This window comes from Pauljensenia hongkongensis, from assembly GCF_001746855.1.
Classification (GTDB): Bacteria; Actinomycetota; Actinomycetes; order Actinomycetales; family Actinomycetaceae; genus Pauljensenia; species Pauljensenia hongkongensis.
Genome location: NZ_CP017298.1, coordinates 335,512 through 360,656, shown reverse-complemented (window position 1 = coordinate 360,656; position 25,145 = coordinate 335,512). Strand labels below are relative to the sequence as shown.

Here is a 25,145-nt window from a genome sequence, read left to right as displayed (position 1 = left end):
GGCGCGGCGCGGAGGGCCCGGCTGGCGCCTCGGCGGGGCGACCTTTCGTCCGCGCCGAGCAGGAGGAGGCCCTGCGGCGCGCCAAACGGGATTTGGAGAAGCTGGGCCGCGTGAACCCGCTGGCCCTGGAGGAGCACGAGGCGCTGGCGGCGCGCCACAAGTTCCTGGTGGACCAGGTGCAGGACTTGAAGTCGTCGAAGGCGGACCTGCTGCGCATCGTCGAGGAAGTGGACCGACGGGTGGAGGAGGCGTTCACCAGCGCGTTCGCGGACACTCGCGAGCAGTTCGCCCACACTTTCTCGGTGCTCTTCCCGGGGGGCACGGGCGACATGGTGCTCACGGACCCGCAGGACATGCTGGCCACGGGCATTGAGATCGAGGCGAGGCCGGCGGGCAAGAAGGTGAAGCGCTTGTCGTTGCTGTCGGGCGGGGAGCGGTCGTTGGCGGCCATCGCGTTCCTGGTGGCGATCTTCAAGGCCAGGCCCTCGCCGTTCTACGTGATGGACGAGGTCGAGGCGGCCCTGGACGACGTGAACCTGTCGCGCCTGCTCACCATTTTCAAGGAGCTGCAGCAGGCCTCCCAGCTGATCGTCGTCACCCACCAGAAGCGCACGATGGAGATCGCGGACGCCCTTTACGGCGTCACCATGCGCGACGGCGTGACCACTGTGGTGTCGCAGCGGCTGGGGCAGTAGCGCACCAGCGTCTCTATGCGCGCAGTATTGGCGACGATGGGACGGGTGGCGTGAGGCGGTGCCCGCTACCCGACTATCACCGATGCGGATTCTGGCCCGAATGCTGACACACTGCTCGCGGCGCTGTCCAAGCATACGGCGCGAGTGTTGGCGCCGCCTACCACCGGCCTCTATCCTTCTGCTTCCAGCAGCTGGCCGTGCTTGAGTTCGTAGACGGTGTCGACATAACTGAGGATCGAGCGGTCGTGCGTGACCATGACGGCGCTCTTGTTCTTCGACTTGACTTCGTTGCAGATCAGCTCAGCGATCTCCTGGCCCTTGTCGGGGTCGAGGCTCGCCGTTGGCTCGTCCGCCAGAATCAGCTGAGGATTCCCAATAAAAGCGCGTGCGATAGCGGTCCGCTGCTTCTGTCCTCCGGACATCTGATTAGGGTACTGGTGATAGCAGGCCTCAATACCCAGATCAACCAGCAGGGACTGGACTTCCTCCCGCCTTTTCTTCCTGTCCTGCTCTCCCTTGAGTCTGGACACCAGTTCCAGCTGTTCTCCGATCCTCATATAGGACAGCAGCTGGTGGTCTTGAAAGATGAAGCCGAGGAGTTCCAGGCGCTTCCTCGTCCACTGCTTCTGGCTGAGGTCGGTGAGGTCTTGGCCGCCGATTCGGATGCGTCCTGCGTCGGCCGACAACAGCAGACCTGCGACGGCCAAAAGGGTCGACTTCCCGGATCCGGAAGGGCCCAGAATAGCGACGAACTCTTTGCTGTCGACGCTCAGGTCGAGGTGGCTCAGGACATGATGCATTTGATTGCCGTCGGCATACGACTTCTGGATGTTCTCCAGCTCGATGACTGCCATCTTATTCTCCGTTTCCACCGATGACCTCGATGGGATCGACTTTCTTGATCTTGAGCAGGGAAAGGGCGCCGCACAGGAGAGACGTCAGAATGAAGCTCGCTGAGATGGCGATGTTGTCCTGAGGGGTGATGAATGCGGGAACAGTCGGCGGCAGCAGTGGGTTGACGAGGGCGGCCAGGCCGAGGCCGATCGCGACTCCGATGAGGGAGACGATGGTGAGCTGGGACAATTGAATGTAGGTGATTCTGCTCATGGGCATTCCGATTGCCTTCAGCACTCCGAACTGCTTGAGCTTCTGGAGGGTGAGGATGTAGAAGAACACTCCGAGGATGGCGGAGGAGGCGATCAGAAGGACCCAGGTGATCATCCGCAGGGTGAGGTTCTGGGCCTTGTAACCGGGGATGTTGTCGATGATCTGCTCCCGGTCGGCCACGACGAGGTCTCCAGTGAGATCGCTGGACGTCACGGAGTCCGGGGTCACGAGCGTTTGGGCTCGCCACTGGAAGTTCGGATCTGCCTTTCGCCTCATGCCCGTGTAGGTTTCCGAGTTGACGAAGCCGATCTCGCTGTACCCGTATTTGGCGTCCTGCGCGAAGGCGATCACGGTGAGTTTCTGCTTGGACGCCTTGTCGATCACCTCGTCGCCGAGTTGAATCCCTTCGTCTTGGAATGAGCTATCGAGAATGACCTCGTTCTCCTTCAGATCCGAAATTCTGGCGCCTGTTCCACTTGTTTTCGGAGTGAGTATCTCTTGACCGTTGTTCTCGATGGCGAAGTAGGTGATATCGAGAGTGCTTGAGCCTTCCGTCTGAGCGATTGTCGCTCGCTGGATGAACAGACCACTGTACGCGATGCCGTCGATTTTCTCAATTTCTTCGGTGTCTTCGGGTGTGATGCTGGAGAACGGGATATTCTTGTCGGAGTCCTTTGAGAGGATGTAGTTGAGGGGGCCGAAGTTATCGATTTGAGCGGAAACGGAGCGTCCCAGCCCGTTCGTCAGGCCGGATAGGAAGACGACCATGAACATGAGCAAAGCGATCAGTATCTCAATGAGAACGAACTTCTTTGGTTGGTATGTGATTTCGTTCCAGGCTATTTTCATTCATTGTCTCCTTCTGGGCGCAGATGTCTGAGTGCCCACTTGTGCGCATAGCACGCCGGTTGATGCTATTACCGCTGGTGGGCGTCCCGCCGCGCGCGGCGCTGTGCGGTACGAGTGCCAGCTTCTCCGCCCATCAGTGCGCCCGAGCGCTGGGAGAGTGCCGCCGAGGCGCTCGCAGGCGGATCCGCGCGCCTGCCAGACCGTGCCGTAACAAGACGGGCGCTGTGGTTCCTTGACCGCCGCCCACCACACCCATAGGCGGTTCTGCCCGAGCCGCAGGAGGGGTGCGGAGTTCTCAAGGGGGGGCGCTGCCCCCTCAATTCCGTAACCAAACCCACAACTGACCCCAGGTCGCCTCGAGCCGGTGAACTTGCGCGTCACCTACATCATGGAGTGCGAAGAGCCGGGCTTCCTGGTTGGAAGGGAGTGGGCGCGGGTCACTGCCCGGCGGAGCCGCCTGTGGGCGTTGGCGCGGGGACGTACTGGCAGTGGGCGGAGGCGACGCTGGGGTCGCCGGGGCGGGCCGCGGAGCCGGGGATGCCCTCGCGTTCGCTCGTGCACACCATCGTCATGGGGGAGCGGCCCGGGGGAGTGCTCTGAGCGGAATCGCCCGTGGGCGCACTGGGGGCAGCAAGAGCGGCGGGAGCGGTGGGCGCGCTCGTAACAGCGGAGGCCAGGGAGACGTCGGCGAGCACGAAGGCGCACGCGAACGCGAGGACTGCGGGAACGTAGTGGGGGAGGCTCATAGGTTTCAGCACGGACTCTTCTCCTTCCAATTCAGTGTGGCGGATCAGTCAGCGTCGACCATGACGATGAATGTTCGCCTCACTTGCTTTCGATGCTAACGCCTAACATCCTGCTAACGCAAGACCCTTATTATGGTCTGTGTATAACCATTGTGATTATCGGTGAGTATGAGTGTGGGGCGCTGGATCGTGCTTGGTCCTGTGGAAGGTGAGTGATGCCGTGGCGCTCGGTGGGCGGGCTCGCGGCGGCTGGGTAAGAGTTTTGAGCCGGGTTCCCTCCTCTTCGTGTCCAGCCCGGCGGTCGTCGGGTGGTGTGTTCGCCCGGTGGGGCCATAGACGTTGTCTATACCCCCGGGCCCGGGAACACTCGGGCCCAGTGGGCGGAAGCTCCGCAGTCGTCGGGCCGCGCCCGCCGCCCGGCGGCTGGGTCCGCGGCCGCTGGGGTTCGGGCTGTGCATTCGCCCGGCGGGGCCATAGACGTTGTCTATACCCCCCGGGTCCGGGAACACACGGGTCGGGGGAATGGGACCGCCCTGGGGGCGGGCTCGCGGGTTGGGGTTGCGGGCCGGGTCCCCTCCTCTCTTCGCGTGGTTCGCGGGGCCTGCTGGGCCCGGTGGGCCGGGTCCTCCTCCTGTCCTCGTCTGTCTGGTGGGTGGGGCCGCCGTGCAGTGCTCGGGTGGGTTGTGGGGTTAGTGGCCGTCTTGTTCGTCGGCGGTGTCGGTCAGGTCGATGCGCAGGTGGGACACGGGGAAGGGGGTGGACTGCTCGGTGGTGGTGATGATGGATGGGAGGGTGAGTGTCTGGCCGGTGAAGGGGTTGGTGGTGGTGGCGTCCCATGTGGTCGTCAGCGTGATGGTCCGCCTCTCGCCCCCGCGGGTGACCTGTTCGTAATGGTGGGTCAGGCGTGCTTCCTTGTTGCCCCTCCTCCACGGCTCCCCCGCCCGGGAGGTCACCAGGGGCGCGGTGCCGTCCCCGAAGTCGTACGAGTACTGCGACGCGGTCAGGGTGATCGACACTTCGCGCCCGAACAGGGCCGTGGTGTGGGTCTGAGAAGGGGTGGCGGCGTAGACGATGGTGGGCACCCCTGCGTTCGTGTACGACTTCTCGCGCGGCTGCCACGACAGGCCCGCCCCCGACACCGCCACCCGCGCCAGCGCGGTGCGCACGATCGCCTCCGTACTGGGCGGCGCCTCCCCCTCACCCCCGCTGCCGTCGTCGGCGGGCTCCTCGTCCGCAGTCTCGGGTGTGGTGGGGGCGGCGCCAGCAACGTACTGGCAGTGGGCCGACGCCGCGCCCGCATCCCCCGGCCGCGCCGCAGACCCCGGGATCCCCTCACGCTCACCCGTGCACACCATCTCCAACGGACCCCCCGCCGCACGCCCACCCCCAGAAGAACCACCCCCAGACGCGCCAGACCCACCGGACGCCGCCGGAACCGCCGGAACACCCCCACCAGCAGCAGAACCACTGCCAGAACCCCCGCCGGAACCACCCACAACCGACGACGACGGGCCGGATTCTGTGGATGGGGTGGTCTGTTGGGAGAATTGATTCCCGGATATGACGATACTGTTCTCGTCCGCTCCAACGCTGAAGTCGGTATTCGATTCCGGGGTGTCGGCGGAGGCGGAGGTGGAATTGGCGATCACGAAGACGTAGGCCAAAGCGAAGGCCATGCGGGCTCGGTTGCGGAGGGGGATTGGTTTCAGCACTTACTCGTCCCCTTCCTTTCCAATGTCGCGAATCAGCCAACGCTGGCCGTCCCAATGAACGATTACTATCAGGTTGTTGTCTGATTCCCTGCTCTGCTGGAAAGAGTGATCATGGTAAAGGTCGGGGGTGCGTTCGTGATAGCGAACTCTGACTCCATAGCTTTGGTCGCCGAACGTAGCCGCGTCCTCAGACTTACCGAGCATTTCCGTAGTCATGTTAGAGTACGCAGCTCCTGAACCCCAACCCCCTTCGGTGTAGAGCCTCTCAATTTCTTCCGCCGTTTTCTTACAGAACTGGCAGTCTGGTGAGCTGAATGCTCTCAAGTACTGGGTGTCCCCGGTGTTCCACGCGTAGGCCACTACCTCGAAGTAGTGCGTCGCGGCGATCTCGCTGGCGTCGTCGGTGAACCGCAGGAGCTCGGCCGGGGCGTCGGGCTGGTGCACTGGGGTGCTGGGGCGCTTGAGGCTCCCGTCGGACTGAACCTGGTAGCCATGGCTCATCCCGTAATCGGGCTCCCCCCGCAAGAACACCACATACGCGCCCACCGACACCGCCGCCACCACCAGGACGATCAGCGCCACTAGGGCGCGCGCGCTCAACCGCCGACGCGGCCCCTCATCCACGCCAGTCCCCTTGTACGGGTCGATCCCCCGCGCCCGCAACTCCGCATCCCGCGCCAACGCCTCACGACGCAACCCCTCCACATACTCGCGCACCACAGGCGACACCCCACCACCACCATCGGCGGGCCCGTCGTCGACAGGACCACCGTCGGGTAGGCCGCTATCGGGGTCGTCGCCAGGATCGCCGACCGACTGGTCGCCGCCGGGCGAGGTCCTGTCTGAATCCGGATCGCCGATTGAGAACCCGCTGCTGGCGGGCCCACCAGTGGAGCGGTCCTGGAGGCTGGAAGCGTCAGCGGGCTCGTTGGTGGCAGGATCATCGACCGCTCCTCCCGGTGCAGTGCGGCCGCGTGTGAGCCCAGCCCTGGGCCTGGTGCCGTCCATGGCGTGCTCATCGTCTGTGTTCACGCGGTACCACATCCTTGTGCCAACCTGAGACCGTAGTGGTGGCCTGCTTCACTTGCTTTCGATGCTAACGCCTCGCACACCCCCGGCGCTAGACCCCAGTCATGGTCTGTGGATAACTATTGCGACCGTCTTCAGACATCGGGTTGGGCGGTGGATCGTTCTGGGTTCCGCAGAACGCTGGCTATGCCGTGGCGTTTGATGGGCTGACTCGTGGGTTTGAGGTGCGCCTGCCCGGTGGGCGGGGTCGCGGGTGCTGGTGTGGGTGGGACCACCAGGGGTTTGGCCGTGTGTCCGCGCGGCGGGGCCATAAGCGTTGCTTATACCCCTGGGTGGAGGATACGCCCGGCGTGCGGGCGTACGAGTGCTGGTGTGGCCGCTGGGGTCTGAGCCGCGTGTCCACCCGGCGGCGCGGGCAAGACCAAACTCGGTACTCCCTCAGCGGTCGTCGTCGGGCCGAGCGCCCTCAGTCAGTGGTCGTCGTCGAGCGTGGGGAGGTTGAATTGAGACTTGAGGCAGTCTTTGCGTCCCCGGGCGTCTGGGAACGCCGCCTTCACCCTGTTGTCCTCCCGCTTCTTGAAGAACAGGGCGGTCGCAGAGATCCCCGCTGATCCAGAGCCCTTCGCGACCGGGTACGACACGTTGTCCTCGTCCGGCGCGTCGCGCCATCCGAACGCCGACCGCGCGAAAGAGCGCACGGCGGCGGACGCCTCGAACCCCGGTAGGAGTCCCCGCAGACGCTCCCGGTAGTCCGCCAAGGGGGTGGTAGCGGTGCTTTCGGCGGTACTGGTGATCGCCGCAGTCGGAGCGGCGGTGCCCCGCTCGACCGGAGAGTCTGCAGCGCTCAACCCCAAGCACCCGGACAGATCCGCGTAACCGCGTGCGAGGCGCTTCCCGTCCGCGACTACGAGTTCAGTCGCCCTGACTTCGACGGCCCCCCACCCCAGGGGTTTGCCCAAGCCGATGTGGAACACCCCCGTCCCGCCCTTTTCCCGCTCGGATGTGGGGACGAGGTTCTCAGGGGTCAGCAGCCACAGGAGCACCGCGAGCTCGGTGTCGGTGAGTGCGGTGAAACGAAGGGTGGCGTGGAGCTTCGCGCCGGGCAGCAGGTACGAGCCCACAACGACCTCGCTGCCCTGGGTGGCTTCTCCGCTCCGCGCCTCCCGCGCCGGTGGCGGCAGCTCCTCCTTACCGCTCCGGTAGTCGTGAATGAGGAAACGGTGAGTGGGGTAGACCTTGCGGATCAGCGTCTGCCCGGGTTCGAACAGCCGCCCCCGGGTGAGGCGCTCGCCGACGTGCCTGCCTTCGCGGTCGCGCAGGTAGGGCGCGCCCGTCGCCGGTTTTGGCCCCGCGAGGATCGGAGGCACCCATCCGCCCGCCTCGGCGCGCAGCAGGTGCTCCTTCCCGGTGCTGGTGTCCGGTTCTGCGCGGGTAAGGGTGATCCTGCCGCGCGCGGAGGGCGTGTCGTCGTCATCGGGCTCGTCGGCGACGAACCCCCACAGACGGTCGGCGGCAGAGGCCTCGGCGATGTCGTGCGCGGGGAGCACGTCGCTGTCCTCGGCGAGGCGGTGCGGGGGAACACCGTTCTGTGGGGTCGCGCGGCCGACCTGCGACGGGCCGAGCACCATCACTTTTCCGCCGTGCTCCGCCGTCCCCGAATCGTCGCCGACGATGACTGCGAACAAGGGGATGCCCGGGTCTTGCGAGGCCAGGGCCGCCAGGTAGTCGAGTACGTCCTGGCGGGTGAATGGCGGCTCGGTGTCGTGAGCGCGCACGCCACTGAGGCGCCGGCGGACGAACTCCTCGACCAACCGGGTGCTGGGGTCGGTCGAACGCTGGGTTCCCGAGGACGGATTCCGACCCGCCCTCGACTCGCGGCGTTTCAGTTCGAAGACATTGCAGGCGTAGGAGTGGATGACGGACACCAGGCGCGACACCACATCGTCGGAGACCGGAAGGAGAGTGCGGTTCTCCTCCGAGTCGAAGAACACGAACTCGTTGTACTTCGTGCTGATGAGGCGGACGGGGCCACGATTGCGCTTCCCCTTGGCTGCACGTTCGGGCGTGGTACGGACGACGTAGCCCTCGTCCGTGCCGCTTTCGATCACGCTCTTGCTGTGGGCGTAGAGGGTGCGTCCGATTTTGGAGACAATTGCGCGGGTGCCTTCGTAGAAATTCTCCTCCTCCCAGGTGAACGACACGCGTTTCAAATGGGGCGTCGCAGTGCGCAGCTTTATGAGTGTTCGGATGGCTGCCTGCTCGTCGCCCCGCTGTTTCCCTTTCTTCCGGCGACGGCCGCCCAGGTAGTACCGCTTCTTACTGAGCATGATTTTCACCGCGGATTGCTCGGAGTCGGGCAGGGCGGCCGCGCACACGCAGCTGGGCGGCGTGTCCCATTGGGCCGGAGTGGTGGGCCGGGGGTTCTTCCCCAGCATCACGCGCGCCGACCATGTTCCGTTCTTCTCCTTGGTGAGGAAGACCGGGTACAGGGTTTGGCCCTCGCGGGCGCTGCGCCGGTAGGTGAGCACGTGGTCGTGCTCCCGGAACACCCGGAGCCGGGACTCGGTGACCGCTTCGCAGGCTGATGAGAGGACGCCCTTGAGGCTTGTCGCCGGGATTGTCGCGTCGTCCCAGGACTGGGCGCCCCAGTTGTTCCCGTTCAGCGAGGCGACGACGATCCTGCCGGAGGGGTCCTGGTGGCCGGGGACGGTGGGTGTGGCGACTGTGAGTTCCAGGCGGATCCAGCCGGAGAGGGACTGTGGGGGGATGTGGTCGTGCGGTGGGGGAGGGGCGTCGTCGAAGAAAACGGCTCGAGGGTTCTTGCCCACGCCCGTCCGGCTGGCGCGCACTGTGGGGACGCCGTTGTAGGCGTGGTGCCATGTTCTCGACTGGGTGCTGGGTCCTAGGTGCTGGGTGCTGGGGGCTTGTCCCTCGTTCTCGGTCACTTCGACGCCGCCTTCCTGCCGCTGGTGTGGCCTGCTGGTGCGGCTGTTACAGGCGGGACAGGGTGGTGAGCATGGAGAGCGCGTCGTTGACGAGGCGTCCGCGGGTCCGGGTCACCGACGTGATCGGCTCGGAGCCGATCGCCTGGAACTCGCTGTCCGTGAAGTTGCCCGCGGGGGCGTAGCCGATGAGCCCGGCGTGTACGCCCCGTTTGCTGCCCAGCACGTCGTCGAGCAGTCGCGCCCGGCCGGGCCCGTCCGCCTGCGCGCTCAACGCGTCCTCCGTGAGGATGATGAGGTCGGCCCGGGCGGCCCCGGCCAGGTCCTGCGGCGGGATGTGGGCGATGGCGCCCTTCTTGAACAGTCCCGTGTCCTCCAGGGCCTGGTGCACGTCGTGGGCCTGCTGGCTGTCGGGCGGCCCCACGACCACGATGGCGCCGTCGGACAGCGCCCAGGTGTGCCTGTTGATGCGGTCGACGAGGCCCGGGTCGCCTGTGACGAGCTCCGCGATGTTCCTGCGCGTCCACTTCTTGGCGCACGCGTACGCGACCACGGGGCCGACGAGCGCCGCCAGCAACGCGGCCAGTGACAGTGCGGTACTCGGTGCGACAGGCATCCGCGCCCTCCTTCGGTGCAGCATCCAATCGGGGCCACCAGAGTGCCCCGACACCCCAAGATTGTAGCAGCGCAGGGTGTCCCCCGACACAGTACTGGCGCTGGTCCGGCCTAGACTCGGGCTTCGGGGCCCTGATCGGATACGCCCGGTGGCGCTGGGGGCTCTTCTTTCGCGCGCAGTTCCCGGTTACGCACACAAGGGACGGAATTACGCAACACAACATCGCACACAACGGCTTGATTCCGCCCTTGTGTGCGAACGACGTTGCCTAATTCGGGGCCCTTGTGTGCGGACTTCACGGTAGAAGGGGACCGGAGGAGCGCTGACGGCGCGCCCGCACGAGGCATCGCCGCAGCAGCGGTCGGCCTCCACCCCCTGGCACTTGGGTCGAGGACCGCGACCTGCTCCTATGGAGCAAAGTCGTGAGCGCACCTGATGGTGTTGGGTGCTCCCTGACGCCGGGGTGCGGGAGCTGCCGCGCCTTGGCCCCACGCCGTCTTAATGCACCTGATGGTGCGGGGTGTTCCCTGACGGCGAGACCGCCCTCCGTGAATCCTACAAGTCGATCGGGTCTTAATGCACCTGGTGGTGCTGGGTGCTCCCTGACGCTAAGTTCGTGAACCAGTTGAAGAAGGATTCGATGTCTTAATACACCTGATGGCGCTGGGCATTCCCTGACGGTCGGCAATACGACGACGACGTACCATCTGGCGCGGTCTTAATGCACCTGGTGGTGCTGGGTGCTCCCTGACGCGTTCCAAGCGGTCGCGGACCAGACGACGGGGCCGATGTCTTAATACACCTGGTGGTGCAGGGTGCCCCCTGACCCCACGACCCGCCAGATCGTCGAGTGTGCCCTCGGCGAGTCTTAATGCACCTGGTGGTGCTGGGTGCTCCCTGACCGGCATATTCAGCGGGATAGTCGGAGTGGTCGAGGGGGTCTTAATGCACCTGGTGGTGCTGGGTGCTCCCTGACTCATGCGGTACCTCGACGACCTCGACGCCTCCAAGAGCGTCTTAATGCACCTAGTGGTGCTGGGTGCTCCCTGATCCCGTTCACGGTGTTCCTGCCGATGACCGATCCCGTCAAGTCTTAATGCACCTGATGGTGCTGGGTGCTCCCTGACTGTACGGGAACGGTACTGGAAGTCAATCCGGCGCGAAGTCTTAATGCACCTGGTGGTGCTGGTGCTCCCTGACCGTCGGGCGGTGACGCGCTGGCCGGGGTCCGTAAGTCTTAATGCACCTGATGGTGCTGGGTGCTCCCTGACTGGCGTCCTGGTGCGTCCAGGCGGGCGAGCACCTGGGGTCTTAATGCACCTGATGGTGCTGGGTGCTCCCTGACGCGTTCCAAGCGGTCGCGGACCAGACGACGGGGCCGATGTTTTAATACACCTGGTGGTGCAGGGGCCCCTGACGTCTGAACCTGTCCCAGTACTACGAGGCGTAGACCGAGTCTTAATGCACCTGATGGTGCTGGGTGCTCCCTGACTCACGTTGAAGGTGGGGGAGAGGGCCTGCGTATCAACAGTCGTAATGCACCTGGTGGTGCTGGGTGCTCCCTGACGACTACGGGTATACGGTAACGGCCCTGGATTTCCAGTCTTAATGCACCTGGTGGTGCTGGGTGCTCCCTGACTGCGACTGCGAGATAGTGCCGTCGTGGGGTGCGGGCGTCTTAATGCACCTGATGGTGCTGGGTGCTCCCTGACCTCACGACTCGGCGCATGGTACTACTACGACTCCAAAGGTCTTAATGCACCTGATGGTGCTGGGTGCTCCCTGACCCGGACATCAGCGTGTTCGGGTCCGTGTTCTCCAACAAGTCTTAATGCACCTGATGGTGCTGGGTGCTCCCTGACGCGCCAGCAGGATCCCCTGCACGATCCACGTCCTCTCTGTGTCTTAATGCACCTGGTGGTGCTGGGTACTCCCTAACGAGGGGGCGTGGGGCTGGGCCTGTTCCAGTCCTTGCGCCGTCATAATGCACCTGATGGTGCTGGGTGTTCCCTGACCGGGCACCACGTAGATCCGGTGGGGTTCGGCTCCACCTCTTAATGCACCTGGTGGTGCTGGGTGCTCCCTGACTGCCCAACATCCCCGAATACGACAACGCGACAATCCTCAAGTCGTAATGCACCTGATGGTGCTGGGCGCTCCCTGACCGGGTGGGTGACCAGCCCGGAGCTGGGGCTGTCGCGCCGCGTCTTAATCCACCTAGTGGTGCGGGGTGCTCCCTGACCCAAGAAGTGAGGGCCGCTCTGCGGCTTGACCATTATGTCTTAATGCACCTAGTGGTGCTGGGTGCTCCCTGACCTAGCGATGATCGACCCCATGACACCGCGCGAGGCCATGCTGTCTTAATGCACCTGATGGTGCTGGGTGCTCCCTGACCCGTGGTCACCGCCCCACCGGCGTTCAAGCAGCGGCCAGTGTCTTAATGCACCTGATGGTGCTGGGTGCTCCCTGACCCGGCGGAGCACTCTACAGGGTGGAGGACGATTACCGGTCTTAATGCACCTGATGGTGCTGGGTGCTCCCTGACCCCTCGGCGTGTCGAATGGCAGTTGATCTGCGCAAACGTCACACCGGATCGCCAGTGGCCGAACAGGGAGCCCTCCGGCCAATGAGCACGACTCCAGTTTAGGGGACTTTTCGTTGGGAGCACAAGGGTCGCCACCGACGCCCGGAACACTGTTCCGTCTGCCGCTTTCCGACCGCTTTCCAACGAAAAGTCGATGCTGACACCCGCGGAAATGTTGCACAAGTCACCCTGAAGGTTGTAAAGTAAGTCTATAGGTGTTGCACAACCACAGCGTGAGGACGACCCATGAACACCGACGACCCCAACCGCATCATCGCGCTCATCGCGGCAGCCGAAACCCTCGCCAACGCATGGCGAACCATGCTCGCATCCAACACCGCAGACCTCGACCCCGCCACCGTCCAAACTGCCAGCGCCGACCTCGACGCGACACTGGCCCATGCCTCGTCCCTCATCCACGCACTCGCCGCAGGCAGCGGCGAACCCACGCCGACCCGCCTCGAGCGCCGACTCATCGCATGCGCCATCACCCACACCATCGGCTCCCGCCTGGCACAAGAAACCTCGCCCGCCGCATTCCCCATCAGCGGGAGCGCTACCGCCCTCTCCGAGCGCATCACCGGCATGCGCGCCGACGGACGCGTCAAAGTCTTCCGCTGCTGCCTGGCGCCCATGACCGTCCGCCGCATCATCCAAAACGCCAGCGACACCCTTCCCTCGCTACTCGCCGTGCCCATCACCACGCTGCTCAGTGCCATCGCGCACACCCGCCATGAGCCCCAACTGGTCGACGCCCTCCGCAACGCCGCACTGGCGCCCATCGACAACGCCATGACCGACGCCGGACACGGCTACGCCCGCAGCGGGCAGTGGATCCTCATCTGCGAGCCCGACGACGCCCGCCTTGATGCCGCCGTCGCCCTGCTGGTCGCCACCCTGGCCGCCCGCGGCCTGCTGCTCGACGGGACGCGAACCCAGACCACCAGTTTCGACGAGGAGTTCTGCCACCTCGGCACCGACTACACCGCCACCGCCCCAGCCCCGCGAACAACCAGCGCGACGCCCGAGGCGAGCGCCGACCGCATCGTCTACGTCGGCAAAGACGGGACGCGCATCCACGTCGCCAAAGGCAGGCTCCTGGTCGACAGCGCCTCCGGCGTCCCCCAAATGTCCCTCCCCCAACGCAGCGTCACCCGCATCGTGCTCACCGGCAACGTCGGCCTGTCCGCCGGAGCCCGCTCCTGGGCATTGCGCAACGGAGTCGACGTCGTCTGCCTGTCCAGACGCGGAGCCTACCAGGGCCAACTGGTCAACACCGCCGCCACGGGGAACGCCGCCCGCCTGCTGGCCCAAGCCTCGTACACCACCGACGAAACGGCGAAACTGCCACTGGCCCGCGCCATCGTCAACGCCAAAATCCGCAACCAGATCCACGTGCTCAACCGCATCGCCAGGCGCGACCCCGCCCTGCACCTCGCCGACACAGCCGCCCGCATGCGCGCCTGGCGCGAAGAAACCGCACATGCCGCCGATACGGACGAGCTCATGGGCATCGAGGGCGCCGCCTCAGCCGCGTACTTCGACGCCCTCGCCATGTGCGCGCCGCCCAGCGTCGACTTCAACGGGCGCAGCCGCCGCCCGCCCCTCGACGTGCCCAACGCCGCGCTTTCCTATGCCTACGCCATTCTGCTGGGCGAATGCGTCGGCGCACTGCACGCCGCCGGCCTGGAGCCCTCACTCGGCGTCCTGCACGCGCCAACCGACAAGCGCCCCAGCCTGGCCCTGGACCTCATGGAAGAGTTCCGGCCCCTACTGGTCGACCAAACCGTCATGGCGCTACTGCGCACGCGCCGACTCCGCTCCGAGCACGGCGCCCCCGGCCCCCAGGGCGAAGGTGTGTGGCTCAGTGCCGACGGCAAGAAAACCGTCGTCGACGCCTACGAGGCAACCGCACAACGCTCAGTCACCGGCGCCCTACCCGGATTCAGCGGCAGCTGGCGCAGACACATCCACCACGAGGCACAGCTGATGGCCCGCGCCATCGCCGAACCCTACTACCAGTGGACGGGCATCATCTGGCGGTGAGGCAAGGGAGCAGCCGTGATCTACATAGTCGCCTACGACATCTCCTCCAACAGGCGCCGGACCAGAGTCGCCAAAGCCCTGCAGTCCTGGGGCTACCACATCCAGGAATCCGTGTTCCAACTGCGCCTGGACGCCGCAGGGCTCAACGCCATACGGGCCCGGCTGGCAGCCCTGATCAACGAGGCCGAAGACGTTGTGCACATCTACCCCCTGTGCTCCACCTGCGCCGAGCGCGCAGAAATCCTAGGAGCAGCGGTCGCGCTCGACGACGTGGGGCTGTGCAGATTACTACTGTTTCACTACTCTGATGGGATCACCACCGTCGGAAGTCCACAAAGACTTGGGTTCAACGCCTGCGCCCTCTTTTGGATAGCCTGCATTGTCGCCATCAGCTTCAGTCATATTGTTATGCCGATTCTCAGTGAGCGACATATGGCGAACCGGGTGATTGTCAGTATAACCAAAGCACGACCGCTGAAATGCTCGCACCCATGGAGAAGACGTGAACTTATGTGGAGGAGGAAAACTGGATATTGACGTTGTCGTGATTGAAACTCCAAGGCAGCCCGTAAGAGACATGTAGTCGTGCACAAGAGAGTCTGCTTCTCTGTTATCAGCGGGAGATTCAGTCCGTACGGCTCGAAAACCGTCGTCAGGGATCTCAATGGTGACAAGACCGAGTCCGAGAGGCTTTCCCATGCCAATCTGAAAGAAACCTATATTCTGTTCGGCAAGGTTCCCATCGTCTGTGCGCACTGAGTCCGAATCCGACTCGGGACTTAGGTTCTCCGGTTGCAGCAGCCAAAGGAGTATGCTGAGCTCGCTACGAGTCAGACCTTCGAAACGAATCGTTGTGCGCAGCTCGCTGCCGGGCGCTATCCAGGACTGAATCGTTGTCGACACATTATCTGAGTCTTCGGGAAGTCTGAGTGCCTTAATCGGGAAACCTAAGTTGTTTCTCCTGCTTAGTGCAGATCGATCTGTGGGAAATACGCACGCACCAAGTGCCTGCTGCGGATCGTCAGAATAGTACTGTGAACGCTTGATTGGGCGTTCCGGCGTGTTGACATTTTTGCCCGCTTCTTTTCCAAATGCGCGCGTCAAATACCGGCGCGCAGACGACGGGCGCGGAGACAATAAGGGGCGAATCGGAACAACACCAGTGTCCATTTTCACCTTACTGGTGTCAATCAATCCGAAGCGGACCCTGCCGCGCAGCGCATCGCAAGGAGACTGGTCGCTGTCGTCTTCGCGATCCCGGGGTATTGCTACATAGCCGAATAGTCGATCCGCAGGAGAAGCTTCAACCGCTGTCTCTGCAGGTGATGAATAGTTGGCCCGCGCAATGTCATAAGGGGAGCGCTTGTAGGAGGTGCGACCGATTGAAATGGGGACTAGCGTGTCGAGAACAGGGTTGCTTTTGTCCGTCTCGTCGATAACCGCATAGGCTAAGGCGCCTTCCATTCTAATTCGACTGCCAAGATCGAGCTCCTTGATGAAACGATTCGCCACCCTCTTGACCTTCGCCTCTCTATATTCCTGAATATAGCTGTCAATGGTCAGCAGGTATCTGTTGATGACGTCGTCAGAAACATCAATTCCCTCATTATTGTTGACGTCAGGCTTTGCAAAGAATACTCTTTCGCTCTTTTTCTTAGCCGTTTCAATCCCGTTACCACTTCTTACGGTGAACGTAGACTTTCCCCATTGGCGATCCTCGGTGGTCGTAGTTGCGTAGACGTATCCAGTAATCATGTCGAGTGATTCGCCGGGAACGAATGTAAGGTCTGATTTAGTATAGTCAAATAGCTCAATTCGATCTAGCTGTCTTCCGCGATTCGCATACAACGCCGTGATGAGCCAATGGGCATATGCGCCGTTGTCCACAAGGCGAGCGTCAAACACTACTTTCCGGTAAGGAACAGAGGTATCTGTTGGTTTTGTGAGATCCACCAGGCGTTTCTGGTTAATTCCGCTTCCGGTTCTGAATCGAATTCCGTCCGTCTCCATGTTGAGGAGCGTGGCTGTGAATAGAATAGGAATTTCCGTGTCGTTGTGTCTGGTTATGTGGCTTTTAGTTTTTGTGGATCCGTAAAGAGGGATAGCTTTAGTCGTTGTCCCGTCATTGTGTATGCGAACGGGAACTAAGTGAGTACTCTCAGCGGGGTCCATTCGATATGTAAGCGGCTTGGAATGATCTCCGAATACTCTTAAACGCGACGAAGTAACCTTTTCGTAGGCGCTAGAAATCAGCCCCTTGATCATTGTTGGGGCCATGTAAACCTCACCTTGAGGGTTTGACGGCAGTGCAATGGTGTGATTGATTGCGTTTTGATTTCCGTATACAACGGGCGTATGTGTCCGAACTACAATATCGATCGATCCTGACCATGATTCAAGATCTATAGTATCTAAAGGCGTTGGCGTTTCGTCTTTGAGGTACGTATAATGCTGATACTGAGACAGTCCTAGTGCAGATTTGCGTATTACAGGAATCCTGTTTGCTGATGCGTGAAACATCTTAAAGTCGCTCATGATTGCTTCCAGGCTCCTGTCATCAGCTGGTCCGCGTAGACCAGATTTCCATTTCTGTCTTCTCCGGTGAATATCTCGAGCGCGGCTATGGATCGGGAACTTCCCGGAGGTGCGCCCTCGGCTGGATGCGTCTGGTATCTGACCGTGTGCACCATGCACGGGAGGGAAGGCTCGTGCGACCGCCCGCCGGTTGACACTACGATCTCTGATGCCCCTAAGCCGTTAGTCCAGCGCAGTTCGCGGGCTAACGGAGCAACGTTATCGTCGCAACGCTCTTTGTCGCTTTCCTCATCTTTGTCGCGCTCTATCGCCTCCCATATGCGCAGCTCATAGGTTATGCCTGGTTCGATCAGTCCGATGAGTTCCGCCACGTTGTCGAATTTCGTTTGTGACCGGGGAAGGCGTTTCATTCCCGTTGTAGTCCACACTATTCCTGCGACACTGCAATTGGTGAATGTATGTTTTGCCCTGTCCAAAGCGTTTTCAAGTGTTTCTTCATGGGCCTCAACTGAGTAGAATGCCTCTTCGAACGGAGCAAGGCTGTCGCTATACTGCGGGGTGCTCATCGTCGCCCTCCTTCTGCGGATTCGCCGCTGTTTCGCTCATCGGACCTTGTGTTTCCAAGTAGTTGATCGCTCCAGCCTTCATAGTTGGCCCTGCCGTCAGGTTTGCCCTTCAGGTACTTAAGAATGTCATGTGCATCGTTCAGTGGTGCACCGGTGGTTGGATTTATGACGGTCTCGTCCGCGCGTGCAATGGTGATACCGGTTACTTCTACCTGGCCAAGACCCCTGGTCGTCTTTCCTCCCAGGGGGAGCGTGCCCGCGCAAAGCTCTGCCAAGGCCAGACACAGCAGGCACCACGATGCGCGCGCACGGTTACGCACTTCAGTGTCGTCGATCATCGTGTCGAGCGAGTCGATCCGTACGTTGCGTCTCAACCTTTCAGGGTCGATTTCGAGCTCTATCGGCTGCCATTGCGCATTCGGATAGATCAGCTCGCAGAACAGAGCCCCCTCGACGACTCCACCGGTCCACCGGTCGATCGCGATGTGCGGAACCTCGATCGGGCTTCCGAGTTTTCCGGGCACGGTCTCGCAGTCGTACACGCTAATCGCCCCCTTGTACTCTGTGGTGCCGAACATGTAGCGAACCAGGTTGGGGTCCGCAGCGAGCTGCTCGTGAACGTCAATGGGACGGCCGTCCTTCGTGAAGCTCGCAAGCTCCTGACCCTTAGACTGCGCGGCCAGAACCGTCCGTGCGATGCGCGAGCACCGCGAGCGCAGTGCTCCGCGGATCGATGTTCCTGGAAGCAACAGAGGATCTTTACTTTTTTCCGAGTCGCGTTGAATTCCGGTCTTACTGCGGAGCGGAAGGAGAATGTTTTTCTTTGTTTTTCCCTCGGGTTCTATTTTCTCCTTTGCGTCTCCGGCATCCTTTTCGATTCTCGGATCTCCGACGAAGACTCCCGTTGGAGAACCCCATTCAATGGTCACGAGAGTCGGGCGCTTCCGGCCGACTGTCTTATTATTGGCCGATCCTCCCTTGTTGTCACAAAGGGGAGGGAGGAGCACGGCGAGTACACTGTCCTCGGCAGACAGCCCATCCTTCGTCGGTGCATCGGGGAGTGCGAAGAGGGGCTGGACGGCATGAAGGAAAGACTGTGCGAAGCCCTCGCGGGCTTCACGGACACTGTTGATGTCCGCCGCATCCTCAGGAGCGGTAAACGGAATTTTCGCAACCATATTGCGCCCAGCGGGAATCGCTACCGCCACTTCGGACACTTGGACCGCGCCGAGCCCCCCGCCGGTTCCGCCGCCAAGGGGAAGGGTGCCCTCGCATAGGTCTGAGACAGCCAGGGCGAGCAGAAGCAGCGAGGCGTGTGAACGCGTTACGACTGAGGGATCTTCGCGGGCTCGGTCGTCGTCGGTGTCCGTGATCGTTCCTCGGCCACGGAGGTCGAGCAGAATATTTCGGTCCAGTTGGCGTTGATCAACCTCGATCCGAATCGGACTCCAGTCGGCTTTGGGATACAACAATTCGGAGAACAAGGCACTGTGCGCTGCGCTTCCCGTCACGCGGTCAATAGCGTTTCGGGTCAGTTCCAAGGCCTTTATTTCTTCGGGGTTTCCGTTACTCACGGTGGTGCCCTCGACTCTGCCTTCACAGTCGAGAACTCGGACAGCCCCCCGGTGCTCAGTGCTCCCGAACAGGTACCGTACCAGGTTGGGCTCGGCTGCGATCTGTTGGTGAACTCCTTTGGACTTGCCGTCTTCGTTGAATAGCGCCCGCATCACGTCCTCGGCGTCAACGAGGTCATGTGCGATGCGGAGGCAACGCGACCTCAACGCTCCCCGGACCGAAGAACCGGGAAGCAACAGTGCGGCCTCGTCTGCATGCGCATTGTCGGGGTAGGTGTCTTCCCCGTGCGTGCGCGCGAACCCGTCGTCCACGTGCCAGTTGCGGACGGGCACGTTGGGGGTCGTGTACTTCTCGTCCTTTTTCTTCGGGTCGACTTTCGGCATTGGGATCCCGACGAACACGCCGCTGGGGGAAGTCCATTCAAGGGTGAACGCCAGTGGTTCTGAGGCCTTCCTCGCTTCGTCGGTCCGTAACGGGACTTTGGCTGTCCCTGCGCCGACGAGTCGTTTCAGCACGGACTTGACGGATCCTCCAGGCTTCCGTGGGGCCTGCGGAATCTGGTCTTTCGTGTAGTTCAGTTCGGATGCGGCGAGCTCCACCCGCCCCCACCCAGAACCCGTGCGGCCGCCCAGCGAGATCACGCCGTCCTTGAACAGCGTGACGATGGCCCGCAGGGCTTTCTCCACCTGCTCGGGCGCGGCTGGCTTGACGGAGTCATCGCCGCCGGTCTTGGACTGGGCGTTGTCCGTCGATGGGGCGCCGGCCTCGTCCCGGGGCGGCGTAGTGGGAATGGCATCGTCCCCGTCCTGCGCCTCGGCGCTGATGCGGATCTCGAAGGTCGTGCCCACCGGCAGGTACTCGTAGGAGAACAGCGCCCCGTCGGCGGCGCTTCCCCGCGCGCGGTCGATGGCCGTGCTCATGCGGTGGGGGAGGGGGCCGTCCGTCCACACGACCGCGTGGTGGAAAGTGAGGGCGCTGGCCCTCAGTGGCAGGTCGGCGTCCGAGCCCAATCCCCGCTGCTGCTTGGAGGCTCCCACGTTGCGGCGCAACTCACCGCCCCACAGGCTCTTCAGGGCGGACTCGTCGACTCCGCCAGTGGGATCCGCGAAGCCCAACGCAACGGCGTGCTCCTCGAAGGCCGCCCGCACCGCGCCTTTGATGGACCGGCCGGGCAGGACAGCCTCGCCCAGGCCGTTGCGGACGAACTCGTTGGGCTGGGCGGTTCTGCCGTCCTCGTCGACGTACTCGCGCTCGGGCGCCTTGTCCACGCCGCCGGAGTGCAGCGCTGACACCACCTTCACGGGGATCGTCATCTCGTAGCGGTAGATCGTCATCGGCCTTCTCCTTCCTGAGCGGGCTCCTCGCTTTTCTCCGGGGCTGTGAAGCACTTGCTCTTCGTTGTGACGAGCGGCAGGACCGGTTCGCGCAGGGCCGGGTGGTTCACCTCGAAGCGCCCGTATCCCTGTGGAGTCAGCTCGCCGACACCGATGCGCCCGAGGACGTGCAACTCTGGAACATCGCTCCTCGGGACCTTCACTTGGACCACGGATCCGGCGATGATCGCCATCCGCGTCGCCCGGGGCCCACCATCGGCAGCCGACCAGGAGTCCACCCTGCGGTGACGGATCGCGGTCTTGACCTGCTTGCGGTTCCTCTTTCTGTCATCATCGCGACGGTCATCATGCTTGGAACGTGCCTTCTTAGGTCCGTCATGGCAGGGCGAGGAGGGTTTCTGGTCTGATGAGGAATCCTCCGGGTCTTCCTCATCATTGGGAACTACTACTGTGACGTGCGCTCCAGTCCGGTTGAATGCCAGCTGCAAGTCCGCAATGGTCCCGCCGGGCCCTAGTCCCTCGGAACGGGCCAGCACATCCGAGGTGAACCACAGGGACGTGGTTATCGTCTTGTCCGCGGACGCGGAGGAGCTCTGAGTGGTTTCCGCATCCTCAGAGGATTGGCACGGGGTTGTGTTCCGCGCCTCCTCTACGCCTATGGGTGTGAACCGCCCGAGGCTGCAGGTGGCCTGTCCGAACGTGCCCGTGAGTCTGCGGGAACCCAAGTATGCGTGTTTCCCGCGGATCTCGAGGTCGAGGGTGGGAGCCTTCTCATCGGCGTCAGAAACGGGTGCCCCGGCCAGCGCCTCGAAGAGCCTCCGTGAGATCACGGCCTTCGCCCGCAGTCGCAGGCCCGCGGGCAGCGCGCGCACCAGGAACAACCGGCTCTTCCACGCCGCGCCAGTGTGCGGGTCGATGGCCGTGGACTGTCGTCCGATCAGTGCGGGCTTCCCGATCCGCCCAGCGAACGAGGCCGGGGCCGCCCCACATAGACCAGCGCCGTCATCCGTTGCGGCGCCATTCGTGTCAGCGGGACGCTGTTTCTCGTCGAGGAACACGTAGGCGCCGCGTGAGGGAACGGTGTGCTCGCCGCAGTGCTGCTTGCCGGTTTCAATATGGCGGTTGAAAAGGGTGACGGGCTGGAGGGGATCCTTCTCGTTGTCCGCGGGTACCTCGTCCTCAGGCACCTTTTCTTGTTCGAAGACCAGGGGCACCGGCAGGCCCGGTGTGCCCTGGTAGACCGGGAGGGCGTCCGAAACCCGCAGATCGCCCGAGACGACCGCGGACCTGATAAGGTCCTCGTCGCCCTCTTCGAGTGGAGTCCCATCGACCCGGGTGGGCAAATCGCGCAACTGCCTGTGCAGCCACGGGATCAGTACCGTGCCGCGCAGGAAATCCAGGGAACGGACCTCGTTCGAGAACGGCACCTCATAGGACACGACGGGGGAGTCGAGCACGATGTCGAGGGTCGCCTCGAACCAGCTCGCGGGGTGGAGAGCGGCCGTGGCCTCGGAACTGTGCCGGGAGGCAGCGACGGAAACGAGTGGGCTGGCCTTGGTCTTCGTCCCGTCAACCAGAAGAGAGGGAGGCCGTTCCGCGAAGGATGGGCCGTTCAGGTGAGCGAATAGTGCTTCCCGCAGCTCATCAGCCAGCTTCTCAGCCAGCTTGCGAAGGCTGTCAGACGAGTACTCGGGTTCGTCCTTCTGGTCTTCCGCCACTTCCTCCAGGGCACTATTCCCCTCCGTTGGCTCTTTCGACTCTGCGAGCGTGGTCGCGCACTCGAGACCGGCGATCACCGTGCACTCGCCGTCGCCCCCGCTGCGGCCCGAACCAATGCCCCGGACCATCAGCCCGCCCACGCCCAGCAGGAAGTGCGCGTACTCGCGGTGCTCGGCCCCGGCCTCGTCGGTGAAACGGTAGGTTCCCGCGAGGACTCCAGGAGCGGCGCGCTCGGTGAAGCGCAGCATCTGGTCGCGCGCGGCCCCCGTGGTCGGATCAATGGAGAGCGACACGGCGTCGTGGACGGGGAGGGAGTACGGCTCCTGGTTGAGTTTCCCGTTTCGCTGGGAATACCGAACCGGGAGGGCGTCGGAGAAAATGACGTGGCGGGGATTGTTCCCCTCGTCCCCGAACAGCCACTTGGCGAAGCGGCTCCACGGACCCCCCTCAGAATCGCCCCCAGAACCGTCCGAATCCTTGCGGCCGGTCGAGGGGGCGGGCACAGCGGCGTCGAGAGCGCGGGCCGCGATCATCGCCTGCTCACGCAGGACGCCCGCGACCACTGTCCCGCGCACCACTGGCAGGTCGCCCTGTTTCTCGAGCGTGGAGTGGGTGCGGCCCGCCTCGCCCACACCGGTCGAGACTCCCCAGTCGGACGTGAAGACGATCGTGACGTGGCCGTCGGGTTCGTCAGTCATTTCGAAGCTCCTTCGTCAGGGGACGGGGTGGAACGCGGATCATCGTTGGGCCGTGGGGCCTCCGGTTCATCAGATGCGCTGGCCGCATCCTCTCCGAGGCCGGTCTCGTGGAGAGCGGAATAGGACTGGACGTACCCGGCCGGAAGGTTCTCAGCCAGATCCAGTAGGTCCAGAAGCCACTTGAGGTACTGGAGGTTGGGAATCGACTGGGCTGCGTTTCCGCCCGACTGCGCGGACGAGTCGTTCGTCAGGCGGTCATGTTTAGGCAGGTTCCGCAACTCCTGTTGAAGTGCATCTGCGGAACGAGTGTTCTCCACGGCGTTCGTCCACTCGCGCAGTGCCCGGCACAGCGGGTGTGGGCATGGCTCTATCTTGTCGGCGCATCCGTCAGCGCTGGGAGCGCACTCATCCACAAGCGACTTCGGAGCGGTCTTACCGCCTTTCTTTAGTGTGTATCCCGTGCAGTCTTTGGGAGTGCGTCTGTCCTCCGGCTGTGAGTACTCCTCAGCGAGGAGCTTGATAATGCGATTCGCCCGCGTGCGGGGGAAGGGGTCGGTGAGGGACACGCCCGGTTGGTCCGGATCCTGGCCGTTGAAAGCGGCCACGGCCCTGAGGATCTGCTTCCACTGGCCGCCGTTGGCACTCGGCCCGGCAATCCCGTCAGCGGCTCCGGGCTCGGCGTGCGCGGTCCCGGTGATGCGCTCCTCGGAGTAGTGGCCGATCAGGAAAGGACGCTGGGTGCGGTCTCTGTACTCCGTGAGCGTGTCGTCCGGGTCCAGGACCGTCGTGTCGCGCAGGATGTGGAAGTCGAGTGTGGAGCACTGGACCTCCCCCTTCTTCTTGCCGAGCTTCTTCCCTCGGGAGACGAGCTTCTCAGCGAGGTCGTAGGCGATGTGGAACGGGAAGTTGCGCCCCACGATGGCAACGCCCGCCGAGGCAGTGAGAGGGCCGGGGCCCGTGTTGGGGCCCTTCTCATTTACCACTGCTGCTAATTGCCTGAGATAGGGATCGGCATCCGTGAGCTCTTCGTAGTGACGGACGTACGCTTCGGCAAAGGGGATCGCGTAATCGCCTGCCGCGTAGACTGTAATGTCGTCGCCACCCACCAGGATCGGAACAACTGGAACAGTAGAATCGTTGGCGAGCTCCGCGACTTTCTTCCAGGACTTTGCTATTGCCAGATTCACTACGGCGGCGAGCCGGTAGTTGATCTCCATAATGAACCACTGGAAAGAGTGGGCTTCGGAGCTGGTGACGGGATTGGGTTTCCTATATGACTCAAGTTGGTGCCGTAGCTGAGCGGTCCTTTGGTCCTGCTTCTTATCGCGTTCTGGTGCCTCGCCTCCGCTCTCCATTACAGCGCGAAAAGCACTGTGAAGGTTTCGTGTGACAGTGCCCACACCATTGCCGTCGATGTGGATAACGCCAATCGTCGAAAGCGGGGCGCTGGACTTAGTATTTCTGCTGCCGAAGTCGTCCGACTCGCCGTCTTGGAAGAGTCTCTCGAGATCGTCAGGATCCGCGGGAAGTGCTGTTTCGCCGCTTTTCCAATAGCGGGCAACTTGCTGGATCTGGCTGCATCGGGCGGAACGCGCCCATGCCCGTTTGACCCGAGACGGCAGGGAGTAGAGAGTAATACCTTCTTCGTCCGTCTTCTGGTCTCGATCGGTCTGCGCCCATATCCCCGCCTTAGTCTTGCTATCCGTCTTTGGATCCGGGGGAGTGATCTCGAGTCTCTTCGCGTACTCGATGATGGCGTTACTGTCCTGGTCGCTGAGTGGAACCACTGCGGGCAAGGCCGAATCCTTGGCGCGCTCCAAGAAGGGGAGTTGCGGGAACCGCGCTGCGGCCGGAGGCCTGTTGAGCGAGTAGGCGTTGAACTCGCGGTCGAGGGCGTCCAAGCTGTCTTGCGTGACGGCCTCGTCATCGGTCATCCCGTTGTGTGTGCCGACCTCGTCCTCGGACGGTATGAACACGCCGGTCACGTCGAGGCCGGGTGCCTTTTCGAAGGCGCGGCGTGTGACGGCGCCGATGAGGCTGCGCGCGAGCGCATTAGGCTCCCCGTCGTCCCCGGTGAGGCGCACGATCACTTTGCCGGAGGACTTGGAGACCCAGAAGGAACCCGGCAGGGACCCTAGCGCCTTAGGGTCCCCGTCGTCCCCGGTGAGGCGCACGATCACTTTGCCGGAGGAGTTGGAGACCCAGAAGGAACCCGGCAGGGACCTTTTCTCGGGGACTTTGAGTAGTTTCTTCGCCTCCTCTTCGACCCATTGCGAGAGCAGGGTGATCTGGAAGGAGGCGCCGATCTGTTCGCGCAGTCGCGGCGACGAATAGATATACGCCTGGTTGCTGTTCGTCTGCAGCATGACGAGGACATTGTTCATTTTGCGTT

The 25,145-nt window shown here is 63.0% G+C and carries 14 protein-coding genes, 1 pseudogene and 1 CRISPR repeat array; of the genes and pseudogenes, 3 read left to right on the top strand and 12 right to left on the bottom strand.

The annotated features are described in order from the left end of the window. A partial coding sequence (locus tag BH719_RS01540) for an AAA family ATPase (protein WP_009400152.1) occupies positions 1-695 on the top strand: 695 nt, incomplete at its 5' end. Between the two features lie 170 nt (positions 696-865). On the opposite strand, the gene BH719_RS01535 is transcribed toward BH719_RS01540, so the two are convergent. From BH719_RS01535 to BH719_RS01505, 7 genes are all read right to left on the bottom strand, one after another. Further along, positions 866-1,549 (bottom strand): ABC transporter ATP-binding protein, encoded by a 684-nt coding sequence (locus BH719_RS01535; RefSeq protein ID WP_009400151.1) that lies wholly within the window; start codon positions 1,547-1,549, stop codon positions 866-868. 1 nt (position 1,550) lies between these two features. Continuing rightward, positions 1,551-2,651: an ABC transporter permease gene (locus BH719_RS01530; protein ID WP_009400150.1), complete on the bottom strand. Its 1,101-nt coding sequence runs from the start codon at positions 2,649-2,651 to the stop codon at positions 1,551-1,553. A gap of 437 nt (positions 2,652-3,088) precedes the next feature. Continuing rightward, positions 3,089-3,409: a serine/threonine protein kinase gene (locus tag BH719_RS01525; RefSeq protein ID WP_157098146.1), complete on the bottom strand. Its 321-nt coding sequence runs from the start codon at positions 3,407-3,409 to the stop codon at positions 3,089-3,091. 677 nt (positions 3,410-4,086) lie between these two features. Continuing rightward, complete coding sequence (locus BH719_RS01520; protein WP_069774613.1) at positions 4,087-4,563, bottom strand: hypothetical protein; 477 nt, start codon at positions 4,561-4,563, stop codon at positions 4,087-4,089. Positions 4,564-5,109: 546 nt separating this feature from the next. After that, a complete protein-coding gene (locus BH719_RS01515; RefSeq protein ID WP_245683301.1) occupies positions 5,110-6,141 on the bottom strand; it encodes a DUF6318 family protein in 1,032 nt (343 codons plus the stop codon). Positions 6,142-6,608: 467 nt separating this feature from the next. After that, positions 6,609-9,083: a hypothetical protein gene (locus BH719_RS01510; protein ID WP_034255137.1), complete on the bottom strand. Its 2,475-nt coding sequence runs from the start codon at positions 9,081-9,083 to the stop codon at positions 6,609-6,611. Positions 9,084-9,129: 46 nt separating this feature from the next. Continuing rightward, positions 9,130-9,696, bottom strand: a complete 567-nt coding sequence (locus BH719_RS01505; protein WP_034255136.1) for a hypothetical protein — start codon at positions 9,694-9,696, stop codon at positions 9,130-9,132. A 1,454-nt stretch (positions 9,697-11,150) separates the two neighbouring features. After that, positions 11,151-12,241: direct repeats of the CRISPR family, unit length 37 nt; unit sequence GTCTTAATGCACCTGATGGTGCTGGGTGCTCCCTGAC. A 285-nt stretch (positions 12,242-12,526) separates the two neighbouring features. Between BH719_RS01505 and cas1 the strand changes: the two genes are divergently transcribed. After that, complete coding sequence (gene cas1 / locus BH719_RS01500) at positions 12,527-14,326, top strand: CRISPR-associated endonuclease Cas1 (RefSeq protein WP_009400131.1); 1,800 nt, start codon at positions 12,527-12,529, stop codon at positions 14,324-14,326. Between the two features lie 15 nt (positions 14,327-14,341). Beyond that, positions 14,342-14,566 (top strand): annotated as a pseudogene (gene cas2 / locus BH719_RS09945) (CRISPR-associated endonuclease Cas2); the annotation flags it as partial. 48 nt (positions 14,567-14,614) lie between these two features. Here the strand turns inward: cas2 and BH719_RS09940 are convergent. From BH719_RS09940 to BH719_RS01485, 5 genes are read right to left on the bottom strand one after another with little or no spacing between them, the layout of a single operon-like run. Further along, positions 14,615-16,861, bottom strand: coding sequence for an RAMP superfamily CRISPR-associated protein (locus BH719_RS09940; RefSeq protein WP_083808199.1), 2,247 nt, complete (start codon positions 16,859-16,861; stop codon positions 14,615-14,617). Further along, positions 16,858-17,427: a hypothetical protein gene (locus tag BH719_RS09245; protein WP_009400127.1), complete on the bottom strand. Its 570-nt coding sequence runs from the start codon at positions 17,425-17,427 to the stop codon at positions 16,858-16,860. The genes BH719_RS09940 and BH719_RS09245 overlap by 4 nt, the downstream gene beginning before the upstream one ends. Continuing rightward, positions 17,424-20,336, bottom strand: a complete 2,913-nt coding sequence (locus BH719_RS01495; RefSeq protein WP_009400125.1) for an RAMP superfamily CRISPR-associated protein — start codon at positions 20,334-20,336, stop codon at positions 17,424-17,426. Before BH719_RS01495 ends, BH719_RS09245 begins: the two co-directional genes overlap by 4 nt. Then, complete coding sequence (locus BH719_RS01490; protein ID WP_009400123.1) at positions 20,333-22,753, bottom strand: RAMP superfamily CRISPR-associated protein; 2,421 nt, start codon at positions 22,751-22,753, stop codon at positions 20,333-20,335. The genes BH719_RS01495 and BH719_RS01490 overlap by 4 nt, the downstream gene beginning before the upstream one ends. Continuing rightward, a complete protein-coding gene (locus BH719_RS01485; RefSeq protein WP_050790602.1) occupies positions 22,750-25,119 on the bottom strand; it encodes a Cas10/Cmr2 second palm domain-containing protein in 2,370 nt (789 codons plus the stop codon). The genes BH719_RS01490 and BH719_RS01485 overlap by 4 nt, the downstream gene beginning before the upstream one ends. Positions 25,120-25,145: the final 26 nt, after the last annotated feature.

What these genes read in the sequence shown, in the direction of transcription:
- BH719_RS01535 (WP_009400151.1), bottom strand. Translation starts at nt 1,549, where the DNA reads ATGGCAGTCATCGAGCTGGAGAACATCCAGAAGTCGTATGCCGACGGC.
- BH719_RS01530 (WP_009400150.1), bottom strand. Translation starts at nt 2,651, where the DNA reads ATGAAAATAGCCTGGAACGAAATCACATACCAACCAAAGAAGTTCGTT.
- BH719_RS01505 (WP_034255136.1), bottom strand. Translation starts at nt 9,696, where the DNA reads ATGCCTGTCGCACCGAGTACCGCACTGTCACTGGCCGCGTTGCTGGCG.
- cas1 (WP_009400131.1), top strand. Translation starts at nt 12,527, where the DNA reads ATGAACACCGACGACCCCAACCGCATCATCGCGCTCATCGCGGCAGCC.
- BH719_RS09940 (WP_083808199.1), bottom strand. Translation starts at nt 16,861, where the DNA reads ATGAGCGACTTTAAGATGTTTCACGCATCAGCAAACAGGATTCCTGTA.
- BH719_RS09245 (WP_009400127.1), bottom strand. Translation starts at nt 17,427, where the DNA reads ATGAGCACCCCGCAGTATAGCGACAGCCTTGCTCCGTTCGAAGAGGCA.
- BH719_RS01495 (WP_009400125.1), bottom strand. Translation starts at nt 20,336, where the DNA reads ATGACGATCTACCGCTACGAGATGACGATCCCCGTGAAGGTGGTGTCA.
- BH719_RS01490 (WP_009400123.1), bottom strand. Translation starts at nt 22,753, where the DNA reads ATGACTGACGAACCCGACGGCCACGTCACGATCGTCTTCACGTCCGAC.
- BH719_RS01485 (WP_050790602.1), bottom strand. Translation starts at nt 25,119, where the DNA reads ATGCTGCAGACGAACAGCAACCAGGCGTATATCTATTCGTCGCCGCGA.